Origin of the sequence: Arsenophonus sp. aPb (assembly GCF_029873475.1) — a bacterium.
Lineage (GTDB): Bacteria > Pseudomonadota > Gammaproteobacteria > Enterobacterales > Enterobacteriaceae > Arsenophonus.
Genome location: NZ_CP123499.1, coordinates 3,145,227 through 3,160,790, shown reverse-complemented (window position 1 = coordinate 3,160,790; position 15,564 = coordinate 3,145,227). Strand labels below are relative to the sequence as shown.

Sequence of the window (15,564 nt, the reverse complement as noted above, 5' to 3'; positions counted from 1 at the left end):
AATATGAATAAATTAGCAATAAATTTTTTATTATTATCAGCTTGCTCCTTTAGCCAATCGGTTTATGCCGACTGTAAACCCAATAGCACGATCACGGTACCGAGTTTATATTATGATTTATCTGCTGATTTTAGTGGCTCTACATCGATAGTGACAAAAACAGATAAAACCAATTTTCCGGGAACATTTACTTGTAGCTCCCCTGGGATACTTTTACCTAATGTGATTGGTATCGCTTCGCCCTTTAATGGTCGAACAGCAACAATAGGATTTAATGGTGGTAAGCAGTTTGTTGAGGTGACGATGACGGCGTTAGGAAAGGATCGCATAACCAGCATAGCTAGAGGTACCCATTCGGCATCAAATTTGAATACTAATTTTACCTTAAGATTTACTTTGTTGAAGAGCAAACCAAGCAGTAATTATACCAAAGTGGCTGGTGATACTGCGGTTATCTCGCCTTTTATCTTAGTATCTGATGCTTCATCGATGGGTATTTTGGTATGGTTAACTAGAATTGTATTTAAGTTAGTGCAATTTTTATTAAGCTGGCAATGGCCTGTTGATGAAAATGATATTTTTCTACAGCCAATTACCATTAAATATAATCCTATTGCCACTACCTGCGATTTTTCAAATAAAGGCTTAATTGTTAATCTACCTATGGTTAGTATCAGTGATGTCAAAAATATTGACCGACCTGGTTATCAGCCCTTTAGCCTAAATTTTAGCTGTAGTGATCTTTTGACTGGTAATAAAACGACGCGAAATATTGCCATGTTTTTGGCCAGTAATAATTTACATAGCACAGATAAAACAGTATTAATAAATACCACGCAACAAGGTGCTAAAGGAGTCGGATTTCGGTTAGTGCAAGGGAATAAAACTGCATCACCCATTCTTTTTTCCAGTAGTGAAAGTATACAAGGCAATGCAACATCTATTTTTAATGTTGCTGCGGGCAGTGCTTTAGCGCCCTCTTTTTCCATTAATATGGGAGCCTATTACTACGCTTATGATCTAAATAATATTTCTGCCGGAAAAATAACCTCAACGGCAATTTTAGTCTTTTCTTATGACTAAATAGGATTAATTATTAGGATAAAAAAGAAAATGAGAAAAAAAATTTATTTAGCTTTCTTACTCTATTTTACTGCTTTTTCAACGAATAGTAGTGTCTATCTTAAAGGAACGCGAGTTATTTTTCCTGCTGAAAGAAAAGAGGCTGTTATTCAATTAGTTAATTCCAGTGATAACACATCACTGGTTCAAAGCTGGATTGATGAAGGAAATATTGATTCAACGCCGGAGACAACACAAGCGCCTTTTATTGTGACACCTCCGGTTGTCAAAATAAAACCTAGAGGGGGGGCGCAACTTCGTATTCAACAGTTAGCAAATCAGCTACCCACTGATCGCGAATCTATTTTTTATCTTAATGTGCTGGATATTGCGCCAAAACCCGACAACTTAAAAACTGAGAATATTTTACAGTTGGCGCTAAGAACACGAATTAAACTATTTTATCGACCACAAAATATCAACAAAACTTCTCAGAATGCAGCTGAGCATATAAAAATAACTAAGGTTGGAGAAGTGCTTACTATTCATAACCCAACTGCCAATTTTTTTACTCTGTCCGCACTTTATAATCGGTTAGATAAAAATAATGCTCTATCTAAAACAATTATGTTGCCACCTTTTTCACAACAAACAGTTGAAAATAAAAGCCATGTTGTTTTCGATGATGAGATTTTGGTCGAATACATTAATGATGAAGGGCAATTTATTAATCAAGTTAAAAAAATCAAATAATATTAAGATGCAGTTATCTTGTTTTTTAGCCTAGATACCGCTAATTCGGTTATCAAATGGGTGCATATTTTTTGTGTTGGTTTTGATTAATATAATTTTTTTTCAATAACTAGCATTAGATTGCTGTTGCCAGAGATGGGCAGCAACGAGAGCTTTCCAGGGAGAAAATTGAGCTAACCATTTTTCTGTCTCTTTTGCGCTTATTTTCTCACTACTCTTTAATAAAGACTGAAGATTACGTTGGACAGCGACATCACCATGTAAAGAACCGTTCAAATAATTGAAGCCGCGAAGCAAGGAATAACTGATTGTCCATGGACCAATTCCTTTTATTTCACTCAATTTTTGTGTCCATACTGACAAATTAGTTTCATATACAGGAACATTTAATAGATGATGGTTGTTTTTTAACATATTGCATAATGCAATAAGCGTTTTTGCTTTACTGATAGAGAATCCACATAGCCTTAGTTTTTGCTCATCATCAGCATGGATCGCAAAAAGAGAAGGAAAACACCAAATTCCAGACGCGTGTTGTTTACCAAAAGCATGAATGAATCGGCGACGAATAGCAATTGCGGCAGCGACACTAATTTGTTGCCCTATAATTGCCCAAGTAATCGCTTCAAATGCGGTTGCTGCTTGATAAACCCTTAAACCTTGTTGGCGAGTAATTAAATTACCAATAACTGGGTGGTTATAGTATTTATCTTCAAAAAGTTCAACGGGTTGATATAAACCCAGCATATTTTTCCCCAGTTTTTCCAGCTCTTCCTCAGTGATAAAGGTATGTGGGTTGTCAATTTGTAGAGAAAACAAAATGCTATTTTTATTTAGCGTAAATGTTAATTCAGCCGGTTGGTCATAACAGGTAATGCCTTTTCTTAATTGGTTATGGGTGATAATTTCAGCCACACTTTGCTTATCTCGTAAGTGATAGGCAAGAAAGTGTTGGTAGTGAAAATTGTCTGGTAAATGGATAATAGTTTTTTTTGCTAGCATTTTTTGTGGTTATTTAATTTTAAACTTAGTCATCAGTTTGCGTTTAAATTGATAAAAAATAGTAATATAAAAGCAAGTAAATTAATGATAAGAATTTATGCATAAAATTATGTTGTTAGCAAGATAAAAACTAAAAAATAGCTGTTGTTTGCCTTAGGATTAGATGATATTAACACTCATTATTGTAGATTGCCCGTCCGATAAAAATCTAAATTATATGCTAACGTATTATTAACGATTTTTATTCATTTATTCTTAGTATTTGATTTTTTATTGGTTGCTGCTTCTTTTATTTTTACTTAAGCAGAAATTAGTTCGCTGGTTTTATATTTTAAAATTTATCACTAAGTATATTTGCTGATTTTATCCTTATTAAATTATTAACTCTATTGGTATCCAGTTTAATGGTCATTAATAAATGAGACACAGATTAGCTAAATAAAATTATTTCCATTTGTAATATTATTTTAAATAAAAATAGTGATTAGCTGATTTTTATTTAACACTAAAGCAATGAGAATATTATTTAATCTAATGATTATTAAATATTTTTTAAGTAAAAAAGCCAAGTTACCATGGGTTTTTTTTATTATTAACGGTAAATGTTAATAAACCATTGGGTTTCATTGGCTTATCTGATGTTAATTTTTATTTTTTGTTAATTTTTAGTTTCTATTTTGTTGTTTGAGGTTTATTCATAAATGGAAACAAATTCATACGTTTTTAAATAATACTTATCTATATCTTTATAGTCGATATAAGTAAGCAAAAGGAGTAATTGCAAATGGAACATTATCAAGAAGCCCGCTTTTTTACCCCTCGTTGTCCATTTTTTCTCCTCTGTTGGTATTAATTTACTCTATGCCAATGGTTATTTAATCGGTAATTATCCAAATAAAATAATAGGGATAAGCCTAATAAAAATTTATTGAATATGGGAGTAAAAATAGCTGCCTATCAATGTCTTTATTAATTTCAATAATAGCTTGAAATTAATATTTTTTTTATTTTATGCAAAAAATAGTAGCAGGATTTTTATATTTTTTAGATAGGGAAATTATTTATGCAATGCATTGCTAATCGTTACTATTCGAAAACAAAACGGCTAACTGCATATATATTGTTATTTATACAATTGCTGTTACCTATTTTTGTCACTTTTTCATCCATTGCTAAAGCGGCGCAGGATGATGTTGCTAGCAATGAGATGCTAGAAACAATCAATGGTATTGATGCGTTGATGAATAATAACTCTGCTTTAAAAAATTCCGCTTCAGAGCCAGCTTCATCGCTTCCAGCAGCAGCGGCGGCGGCATCAAGCTGGAATATTCATACTTTACCCGATAATAGATCAATGATGTCGGTCACAACAACAAATAACAATAACAAACCGTCAGTCGATCACCATCTAGCATTACCAACATTAGGTATTAAAGAGACGTCTCAGACTAAACAAGTCGAGTCAGCAGAAAAACAATTTGTGCAAGGTGCAACTCAAGTAGCGCAAGGGCTGGCCAATAATAATGCCACAGAAACAGCCATCAATTATGCGCGTAATCGCGGCGAAAGCCTATTAAATCAGAAAATTAGTGATTGGTTAAATCAATATGGCAAAGCTCGCGTACAAATTAGTTCAAATAAAACCGGCGATGCTGATTTACTCTTACCGCTAATTGATAAACCAAACAGTTTATTATTTAGCCAAATTGGTATTAGAGCTAATGAACAACGGAGTACTACTAACTTAGGTTTAGGTTATCGCCAATATCAGCAAAATTGGATGTGGGGCATTAACAGTTTTTACGATTATGACATTAGCGGAGGAAATGCCCGTTTTGGTGTGGGTGGTGAGTTGTGGGCCTATTATTTGAAACTGGCGGTAAATGGTTACTTCCGTTTAACGGATTGGCATCAGTCATTCCTGCATGAGATGCGTGATTATGATGAGCGGCCGGCCAATGGATTTGATCTACGCGCTGAAGGTTACCTACCTAGTTATCCTCATCTAGGGGCTTATGCAAAATATGAACAATACTTTGGTGATGGCGTTAGCCTTAGTCATAATCCAACAGCTAAAGATTTAAAAGATAATCCTTCTGCTACCACTTTTGGTTTAAGTTATACCCCTTTCCCTTTATTAACATTGAAAACTCAAGTCTCTCAAGGAGATTCCAACGATAGTCTGATTGGTGTGGAGTTTGCCTATCGGTTCGGTATACCACTGGCTGCTCAGTTAAATCCGGATAATGTTGATCTAATGCGTAGTTTAGCGGGCAATCGTTATGATTTTGTTGATCGTAATTACAATATCGTTATGCAGTACCGTAAGCAAGAACTTTTAGCTATTTCTCTGCCAGACAGTGCGACGGCTGAAGCTGCCCAAACTATAGCAATAAAAGCAACGGTGCAAAAAGCTAAATACGGACTCAATAAAATCTTATGGAGTGCACCGGAATTATTAGCAAAAGGTGGCAAGATCAGCGAGACATCAGCCACAACCATTAACCTAATGTTACCCTCATATGATGAAGATAACCAAGGTAGTAAGGCTTATACCTTATCCGCTGTTGGTGTTGATAATGAGGGTAATAAATCTAAAGCTGCCGTAATGGTGATCAATGTTACTCAATCAAAGGATGGTTTTGCTTATTTTACTTTAGAAAATCCGACGCCAATACCCGCAGATGGTAGCCAAACTTATTTAGCAAAAGCGCAACTACAAAATGATAAAGGGGCACCACTTGCCAACAAGCAAGTGACATTTTCCGTTACTGGTTTTAGCAAAAGCGGCAGTACGCTGGCAATAAAAAATCATGGCGGAAATGCTGGGGTTGTGATGCTTAGCGAAGATGGCGAAAGAATGGGCAATCCTTTAACTGAGACCACCGATGCCGAGGGTAAGATCAACATAAAAGTTAAAAGTGACTTGGCCGGTCAGGGAGAATTGATTGCTACCATGGCAAATGGAAAGAAAAAGGCCGTTTCTATCCAATTTATCCCTGATGCCACTACCGCCAAAGTGAGGAATGTTACCCTGATTGATAAGAAAAACAGTAAGGTAGCTAATGGCGTCGATAGTTTTAGCTATGAAGCATTTGTGGTTGATCAGTTTAATAATCCGCTGCCAAATGTTGATGTTACTTGGTCAACTAATCAGCAAGATAAGGTCACTTTATTAAACGGTAAGAGTAAAACAGATGCCACTGGACGGGCGACTATCACGCTGCGTAGTACCTTGATTGCCGTCGATAATGTGGAAGTCAGCGCTAAATATGCTAACACGCTTGAGATGACAGCAGATAGAGTGGTTAGTTTTGTCGCTGATGAACGCTCTGCCAAGGTTAGTGAGGTCTCATTGCATGGTCGGGCAACAGATAAAGTTGCTGATGGCAAGAGTTCTTTTATTTTTAGCGCCAAACTGGTTGATGTTAATGGTAATCCAATCAAAAAAAGTGGCTTAATGGTTAATTGGTCACATGATAAAGATCCTAAAGAGGTTCTATTATCAGATACAACTAGTCCAACAGATAGCAATGGGATTGCCAGTATTGAACTAAAAAGTACGACTACCCCCGTCAATCAGATAGTGGTCAGTGCAAACTTTGCGGCGTCAGAAAGGATAGAAGCAGATAAAAAGGTCAATTTTATCTCTGAAGAAGGTGTCGTTACAGTCGGAGCTGTGCAGTTAAAAGATTCTGACAATGTAAAGGTGGCAGATGGTAAACAGAGCTTTACTTTTGCCGCTCAGCTTGTTGATAGCAAGGGTCAACCCGTAAAAGAAGCTGGGATCATAGTTAATTGGTTCCGTGATAAAGATGACGTTAAATTATTACGAGATACTAGCGAAACCAATGAACAGGGAATAGCTACTGTTAAACTGCAAAGTACAACTAAGGCCGTCGATGATGTACAGATTAGTGCTAGCTCGGGTAGCTTAGATGAAATAAATGCCAATAAGACAGTGAGTTTTATTGCAAATGAAAGCCAAGCGCATATTGGTAGTGTGCTGTTAAACGGTATAGAACGCACTAAAATTGCTGATGGTAATACCTCATTTACCTTTACCGCACAACTGATTGATAACAATAATAACGCCATTAAGAAAAGCGGTTTGCCAATTAATTGGACACATGATAAAGGCGATCAAGTTAAGTTAGCTGACCACAGCCTAACCGACGAAAATGGTATCACAACTGTTACACTATACAGCACAACAAAAGCGGTGAATGCAGTCCAAGTTAGTGCCAGTTATGCCGGTACGGCTAGCCAATCAGCCGATAAAACCGTCAGTTTTATCGCTAATAAAGATTCGGCTAAGTTAGGTGAGGTTAAGCTAGTTGGGCAGAAGACTAGCAAAATTGCCGATGGTAAAGAAAAATTTATTTTTACCGTTCAGCTGTTTGATATAAATGATAATCCAATCAAAAAATCTGGCTTGGTAGTCTATTGGGCACATGATAAACCAGGTAAAGCCCAATTAAATCCAACCAGTGAAACAAAGGAAAATGGTATTGCTACGGTTGAACTGCAAAGCACCACCATGGCGATTGATGATATTGAAGTTTCCGCCAAACTTGGCAATGGCGATAAAAAAACGGCCAAAGATAAAGTGAGTTTTATTGCTAATACAGCTACCGCTGAAGTCAGAAATCTCAAGTTAGAAGGTAAGATAGACCGTAAAGTTGCTCATCCTAGTAATAACTTTGTTTTTACTGCGGCATTGGTTGATATTAATGGCAACCCGATCAAGGTAAAAAATCTACCGATTAACTGGTCGACTAATCAAGATAGCAAAGTTCGCTTTAAGGGCGGCAACATCAGTCAAACTGATGCAAACGGCCATACTTCTATCACTTTAGAAAATATAGGCGAAGAAGTACAGAATGTGGTTGTCAATGCCCATTACAAGAGTTCAGCGTTACAACCCGCTGATAAACCGGTCAGCTTTATAACCGTCTCTTTTAGCCGTTTAATTGTTAATGGCCATAATTTCCCAACCAGCGCTCAATTCCCAACCACTGGCTTCCGTGGTGCTAAATTTACCATCGAGACGCAAGGGGCTCCGGCTTCAGAATTTAAGTGGCAAAGCAATCAAGGTTGGGTTTCAGTTGACAACGGGCTGGTAACGTTTACGGAAAATGGGACAAGTAATAAAGTCATCATCACAGCAAGACATGAAACGGGTGGTGATCCGATTGAATATACCTTTAGTCTAAATAATTGGTTTATTTTCTCTGGCGAGAAAAAATGGGATGAAGCTCAACGCTGGTGTGCAAATAATGGTGGGGCTATGCCAACCGTTGCACAACTTAGCCAAGGGGTAGGAAAACGTGCAGTAGGCTCACTATGGAGTGAATGGGGTAAATTCAGTCATTACGAGATCAAAGATGATTACTATTGGACTAACAACAAAGTCACTAATGAGCGCTACAAAATAGTCAAATTAGATGATGGTTTTGCTAGTGATAATTATACCAATCAGCTGCAAGAGGTCGTTTGTATTAAAGGTATCTAACTGCCTTTAAAAATGAGAGAAATTCCCGTCTTGATACGACGGGAAGATAAAGTGTAATGATAAGTTTGTTTAATTGCATTCTATAACTTGTTAGCGAAACAGAAATCATTCCAATAAATGGCTTTTTGGGCGGGATAATTTTTTGATTTATTGGTAGTAGGATTTATATATTATTAGGGAAGAGATCCATGCAACGTAATGCTAATTGTTATTTTACCAAAACGAAACGGATAATCGCCTATCTATTACTGTTTATACAATTGTTTTTGCCGGTTTTCGTTGCCTCTTCATCAATAGCAAAAGCGGCGCAAAATAGTAGCTCAAATAATTCGATGATGGACACTATCAATGGCTTGAATAACCTAATGCAAAGCTCATTGACCAAGGATGCACCTGCTGTCAATAAAGAGCAGACAGAATCGAATAAAAATAATGCGGCAGTAAAAATATTTGCGTCAAGTCCATCCTCTGATTCGGCATTATCTATGCTAGAGGCACACTTCTCTTCCCAACAATCAGTAGCACCTTCTCACACGGCTAAAAATAACAAGCAGGATGCTATTTTTAATACCTTACCAACACTAGGCATCAATGATAGCGAACCTAAGTCACAAACGGTTGTTTCAAGCGAACAACAAATGGCGCAAAATATTTCTCAATTAGCCCAGACCTTGTCAACGGATGATGCCATCAAGGCATATATGGGGTATGCACGCAGTATTGGTGAAAACCTGTTAAATCAAAAAATCCATGATTGGTTGAGTCAGTTTGGTAATGCTCGGGTACAAATTAACACCAATAAAACCGGTGAGGTGGATTTATTAGTACCGGTGCTGGATAAACCAAATAGTTTGTTATTTAGTCAAATTGGTATTAGAGCGAATGAGCATCGAAATACTACTAATTTAGGTGTGGGTTATCGCCAGTATCAGGATGCCTGGATGTGGGGCATTAATAGTTTTTATGATTATGATATTACTGGCAGTAACTCTCGTTTCGGTGTTGGTGGTGAATTATGGGCCGATTACCTTAAACTGGCGATTAATGGCTATTTTCGTTTAACCGACTGGCATCAATCACGTCTTCATGAGATGCGGGATTATGATGAGCGTCCAGCCAATGGGTTCGATCTGCGTGCGGAAGGATTTTTACCCAGCTATCCGCATTTAGGTGCGTATGCAAAATACGAAAAATATTATGGTGATGGTATCAGCCTTAATAATGGTCTCTCAACTAGTGACTTGATAGATAATCCTTCTGCTACCACCTTTGGCATAAGTTATACTCCTTTCCCATTATTGACCTTTAAAAGCCAAATTTCCCGTGGCGATACTAAGGAAAGTAGCATTGGTATGGAGTTAGCATATCGGTTTGGTGTCTTGCTGGCGGAACAGCTTGATCCCGATAATGTAGATTTAATGCGTAGTTTAGCTGGTAACCGTTATGATTTTGTCGATCGTAATTACAATATTGTCATGCAATATCGTAAGCAAGAACTTTTATCTATTTCTTTGCCAGAAAGCACTAACGGTGAGGCAGCACAAACCATACCGATAACGGTCACGGTTAATAAAGCCAAATATGGCTTAAAGCAAGTTAGCTGGACAGCGCCAGAATTAATTGCTCAAGGCGGTAGCATTCAAGTTATGTCACCGACCACAGTTAATTTAACCTTGCCGGCTTATATTTTCCAAAAACAGTCTAAAGCCGCTCAATCTTACCGTATTTCAGCAGTAGCGGTTGATAATGAAGGGAATCAATCGAATACCGCAGTTATGGTGATTAATGTCTCGCCATCACAAGATACGATCCGCTCCATAACATTAACGCCAAATAATACCCTGGTAGCGAATAATAGCGATGCTTACGTTGCCACTGCATTAGTACAGAATAAAAAACATGAAGCACTGGTCGGTAGAGCAATTACTTTTACCATTGATGGATTCAAGTCTAGTGAGGTATCGCTGTTTAATATGGATGGCAAGCGTGCTAATAACCTGACGGTGATAACTGATAGCGATGGTAAGGCGAAGGTTAAAATTACCAGTAAGGTCGTTGGCACCGGTACATTAACCGCGGCAATGAAAAATGGTAATAGCAATGCCATTCCAGTTAGTTTTGCACCTGATATCGCTACGGCTAAAGTAGCAAGTGTCACATTAAGTGGTGATGAGACGAATAAAGCGGCTGATGGCATAAGTCGATTTACTTTCGAGGCATTAGTGACCGATCAATTTAATAATCCAGTACCTAATGTTAATGTTAATTGGTCACATGATAAAGGTAACACGGCTATCCTATCGGCAGAGCAGAGCCAAACCGATGACAATGGACGTGCAAAGATTACTTTGACCAGTAATGTTGTAGTGGATAATGTTAGGGTTAGTGCCAATTATAATAACCCCGCTAACAAAGTCGCAGCCAATAAAGCGGTAAACTTTATTTATATTTTGGCTACCGCTAAGGTCGATAGTGTTACCTTAGAAGATAGTGTAAACCAAAAAATAGCCGATAGTAATAGCTTCTTTACCTTTAGCGCCCAATTAGTTGATGGTAACGGTAATCCAATCAAGCAAAAAGGTTTAGAGGTTAGTTGGTCACATAATAAAGGTAATGAAGTCAAATTAGCGACAAAAAGTCAAACCGATGAAAACGGGCGAGCTTCTATTGCATTGTATAGTACGACAGCCGCAATAGAGGGCGTCGTCGTTAGTGCAAGATTTGGTTCAACCAAAAGAGTCGATGCCGATCGTGAAGTGGCTTTTGTTGCTGATGAAAATTCAATCAAAGTGAAGAGCGTGACCCTTAATGATAAAACCAACAATAAATTAGCCAATGGTTATAACAAATTCACATTTACTGCATTGGTATTAGACGGCAATGATAATCCAGTTAGACAAAGAACAGTGAACTGGGCGCACAATAAGAACGACGAAGTAAAATTGTCGGCACCAACCAGTCCAACAGATGAAAATGGTCGTGCGACCATCACATTACTCAGTACCACCACCGCGGTGAATAATATTATTGTCAATGCAAGGTATGGCACTTCTGCCGCAGTCAATGCGCAGGAAGTTGAGTTTTATGCTGATACTAATACCGCTCAAGTGGGTGATGTCAAATTAGTTGGTAGTGAAGTTAGCAAAGTCGCTGATGGCAATAATAGCTTTACCTTTAATGCTCAATTAGTTGATAAATATGGCCATCCTATCAATAAAGCGGGCCTGAAAGTGGAATGGTCACACAATAAAGAGCAACAAATTGCCTTATCCGATGAATCAACCCTAACCAATGATAAAGGAATTGCTGAGGTTACCTTAAATAATAGTAAGAAGATTGCGGTCGATGATATTATTGTTTATGCAAAATATAGGGTACCTCCACAGAAACGAGCCGATAAGAATGTGAATTTTATTGGCGATGTTAAGACTGCCAGAGTGGGCAAGATCATATTAAATGATGCTGACAATAAGAAGATCGCCGATGGTAAGAGCGGCTTTGAATTTAGCACTCAGTTAGTTGACCAGAATAATAATCCGGTTAAACAAAAAGGGTTAGTTATCAAATGGCGACAAGATAGTGGGGCTAGTGTCAACTTACCGGCAACCAGTAAGACGGATAAAGATGGCCGTGCTACGGTTATTCTGCAAAGTAGCCAAAAAGCCGTGGATAACGTGGTGATCTATGCGCAATATGGATCGAGTGGTGAGGAAAAATCTGAAGCAGTGAATTTTATTGCTGATATTAACACCGCTAAGATAAAAGAGGTCACATTGGATGGTACGGAAACTAATAAAGTCGCCGATGGCTTAAATAGTTTTACCTTTAAGGCACAACTAGTTGATCAATATGATAATCCTATCAAGGTAGCGGAACTAGATATCAGCTGGTTGCTGGATGATGATAAAGCTGAAGATGCTCATTTATCGGCACCATCAAGTCAAACAGATAAAGACGGGTTTGCGACTATAAAACTGACAAGTACCACTAAAGCGGTAGATAATGTGGTTGTCAGCGGCCAGTATGGTACCGCGCCTAAAGTGGAAGCAAACAAGGCCATTAACTTTATTGCCGATATCGCTACGGCTAAAGTGGGTAGTGTGATATTAGTCGATTCAATCGTTCGTAAAGTCGCTGATGGCAACAATGATTTTACTTTTAAAGCCAAGTTAATTGATCAACATAATAACCCGGTTAAAGTGCCGAATTTAGAAGTTAATTGGCAACAGGACAAAAATAATAATGCAGTCATCTTACCGGAACGGAGTAAAACTGATGCTACTGGGCAAGCAACTATTAAACTGAAAAGTACTAAAACCGTGGTGGATGATATCACTGTCAGCGCGCACTATGGTAGTACGGCAAAACAGGCTGCGGATCACACAGTCAATTTTATCAAGGTTTCTTTTAGTAACCTCCGAGTCAATGGACATAATTTCAAGATAGATGATGGATTCCCAACAACAGGTTTTAGTGGTGCTAAATTTATCATCAATACTAATGGCGTTCCTGCTTCAGAATTTCAGTGGCGCAGTAGTGAAGATTGGGTATCAGTCCACAACGGAGAGATTGTTTTTGAAAATAGACCAGCTAGTAATAAAAAATCGGTGATAATAACGGCGGTTCATAATACCGGTGGTGATCCTGTTGAATATAAATTTACGCTGCAAAAATGGTATGTATATAGTGGTGAGCAAATGAATTGGAATAGGGCAACTAACTGGTGCAGTAGACAAACAGGGAACACGAGGTTGCCAACAGTTAAACAGATTAGTATTGGCAGATTTAAATATGGAATTGGATCATTATGGAGTGAATGGGGCAATACCAGTTTTTATGGTTGGAATAATCACATGTATTGGACATCGACAAAATCGGGTAGTAGTGTTGACAGTGTCGGCATGGTGAGTGGTTTTATCGGTACTAATGCTGAAAGTGAAGAGTTATTCTTTACCTGTATTAGCGATCTTTAGAGGAAGCAAATTAACCCCTGAATCCGATTTAGTGAATATTAGTAGAATTAGATAAATTTACGTTATCCTAAAAAGGTTTATGCGCTAAATATTTTGCTGCATAAACCTTTTGGTTATTAGTTCAAATTAGGCATTGGGTAAGATAAATTTATGGGTATGGGATTTATCGATAATTACTCACCCGGTTCTATAAATGAACAGTTAGAACCGGGTTTGCATTGCAGGTTAAATTTAAATTATTTTAATAATATCAACATGTTAATTGGAGCTTTTTGCTGCGGCAGCAGCGTTGACAATAGCCGCGAATGCATCGGCTTTTAGCGATGCTCCGCCGACTAATGCGCCATCAATATCAGGTTGACTGAAAAGCTCGGCAGCATTGTTGGCATTCACTGAACCGCCATACTGAATAATGACTTGTTCGGCAATGGCGCGATCTTGCTTGGCAATATGGTCACGAATAAATTTATGTACTGCTTGCGCCTGGGCTGGAGTAGCTGATTTGCCAGTACCAATCGCCCAAATCGGTTCATAAGCAATAACACTATTTTCAAATGCGCTAGCACCTAAGCTATTTAATACCGCATCGATTTGACAAGCGCAGACTTGTTCAGTTTTGCCGGCGCTGTTTTCTTCTTCAGATTCACCAATACATAGCACCGGTATTAATCCTTGCGATTTTAATACGGCAAATTTCCGCGCGATATACTCATCGCTTTCTTGATGATAAGTTCTACGTTCAGAGTGGCCAATAATAATATATTTTGCACCAATATCTTTTAGCATTTCAGCTGAAGTATCACCGGTAAAAGCACCGGACAAATTGACATCAACATCTTGTGCGCCAAGTGCTATCTTGCTTCCAGCTAAAGCTTGTTGTGCTTGCGCCAGGTAAAGCGCTGGTGGTGCAATTGCGACATCACAGCCAGTGACACAATTTAATTCATGACGCAAATTTTCAATCAGTTCTTTAACCATTTTGGTACTGCCATTGAGTTTCCAGTTACCCATGACTAATGGATGCCGCATGTTTTCCTCCAACTAAAAAATATTTATTAATAAATGAGATAAAGACAATCAATCATTATTCAGTTTCTGCAAACGGATAGTATAAAGATGCTATGACTAAATCACTTTGTTTTTCGTCATTCATATGTGATGTTATCATCATTTAGTGAAAGCTTAACCGGCTCAATAGCGAAAGTAATCATATTATCTTTGCTCTTTACTAAAATATAACGAATAGCGCCTACTATGGTTTCATCACTCTGCACTTGATTATGTTGCTCTAACATACGATCTAATACAGCGGTTAATTGAGATAGGTTGTTAATCGAAGTGGTTTTTTCGAAGTGATTAATAATTGCCATAATGTAACGTTCGAATAATTGTCGATTAATTTTATAGCTCCTTACATCTTCGGGTGGCAGTAAGGTTAGCTGTAGACTTTTAATTTTTTCACTTCCCCGTTCAAGCACAGCAGAGGAGTAAATTTTGCTATTAATTCGACTGGCTGCGCGAATATAAGGTAAGCTAATATCCTTGCTTTTAATCACTTTAAATTCATGTATTGGATAGCTGGGATTATCTTGATTATATTTTTGACGAAATATGGGAATAGTTTCATTGAATAGGGGAGCATCTGGTGATAAATAAGCAACCAAAACCTCTGTTTCAGGCATAACAGGTAATTTTTTTGCCAGCACAGGGGATAGTGGCAATGATGCAATAAATACTAATGCTAGTGTTGACTCAAATTTGCGATCGTAGTTTTTCATCATCGTTACTCGGCAGTATTAATTTCATCATAAAGGGATTAATTAGGATAAATAAATGACATTACAACAATGGGCACTCTCATTCAAAGGGCGGATTGGTCGAAAACCATTTTGGTTTGGTATCGTTATTTGGTTTTTATTAATGCTGATGACATTTAGTTTGCAAACCTTTTTCTTATTTTCTCCTTATATTCTCCTGTTATTAGTCATATTATTGCTCTATCCATTGGCAGCAATTTTTACCAAACGTCTACATGATCGTGATAAATCTGGTGGTTGGTTGTTGTTATTATTGTTGGCTTTTTTACTATTTTCTATTGATGTTAGTTTATTAACGCCTTTTTGGCAGTGGGGTATTGGACGATTTCTACCTTTATTTATTGTTACCATATTATTTTTAGATTGTGGTAGTTTTAAAGGTTTCGATAAAGCAAATCGTTATGGTAAAAAAACTGAGCAAGTTGACTATCTCAACTGATTA

8 protein-coding genes are annotated in these 15,564 nt (G+C 37.6%); 5 read left to right on the top strand and 3 right to left on the bottom strand.

The window, feature by feature from the left end; all coding sequences use genetic code 11:
• Window positions 1-3 precede the first annotated feature (3 nt).
• Entirely contained in the window at window positions 4-1,083 is a 1,080-nt protein-coding gene (locus tag QE177_RS14190; RefSeq protein WP_280550629.1) for a fimbrial protein, read from the top strand.
• 30 nt (window positions 1,084-1,113) lie between these two features.
• Entirely contained in the window at window positions 1,114-1,815 is a 702-nt protein-coding gene (locus tag QE177_RS14185; RefSeq protein WP_280550627.1) for a molecular chaperone, read from the top strand.
• Between the two features lie 102 nt (window positions 1,816-1,917).
• Here the strand turns inward: QE177_RS14185 and QE177_RS14180 are convergent, their stop codons facing one another.
• Window positions 1,918-2,817 carry a 3-methyladenine DNA glycosylase 2 gene (locus tag QE177_RS14180; protein WP_280550625.1) on the bottom strand — a complete coding sequence of 300 codons (900 nt, stop codon included), beginning with the start codon at window positions 2,815-2,817 and terminating at the stop codon, window positions 1,918-1,920.
• 1,063 nt (window positions 2,818-3,880) lie between these two features.
• Between QE177_RS14180 and QE177_RS14175 the strand changes: the two genes are divergently transcribed.
• Together QE177_RS14175 and QE177_RS14170 are read left to right on the top strand one after the other, a co-directional pair.
• Window positions 3,881-8,332, top strand: coding sequence for an inverse autotransporter beta domain-containing protein (locus QE177_RS14175; protein ID WP_280550623.1), 4,452 nt, complete (start codon window positions 3,881-3,883; stop codon window positions 8,330-8,332).
• A 188-nt stretch (window positions 8,333-8,520) separates the two neighbouring features.
• On the top strand, window positions 8,521-13,305 hold the full coding sequence (locus QE177_RS14170) for an inverse autotransporter beta domain-containing protein (RefSeq protein WP_280550621.1): 4,785 nt from the start codon (window positions 8,521-8,523) through the stop codon (window positions 13,303-13,305).
• A gap of 258 nt (window positions 13,306-13,563) precedes the next feature.
• Here QE177_RS14170 and tpiA read toward each other — a convergent pair whose 3' ends face one another.
• Together tpiA and QE177_RS14160 are read right to left on the bottom strand one after the other, a co-directional pair.
• On the bottom strand, window positions 13,564-14,334 hold the full coding sequence (tpiA, locus tag QE177_RS14165) for a triose-phosphate isomerase (RefSeq protein WP_280550619.1): 771 nt from the start codon (window positions 14,332-14,334) through the stop codon (window positions 13,564-13,566).
• A gap of 116 nt (window positions 14,335-14,450) precedes the next feature.
• Window positions 14,451-15,086 (bottom strand): DUF1454 family protein, encoded by a 636-nt coding sequence (locus tag QE177_RS14160; protein WP_280550617.1) that lies wholly within the window; start codon window positions 15,084-15,086, stop codon window positions 14,451-14,453.
• Window positions 15,087-15,138: 52 nt separating this feature from the next.
• Between QE177_RS14160 and QE177_RS14155 the strand changes: the two genes are divergently transcribed.
• On the top strand, window positions 15,139-15,561 hold the full coding sequence (locus QE177_RS14155) for a DUF805 domain-containing protein (RefSeq protein ID WP_280550615.1): 423 nt from the start codon (window positions 15,139-15,141) through the stop codon (window positions 15,559-15,561).
• Window positions 15,562-15,564 lie beyond the last annotated feature (3 nt).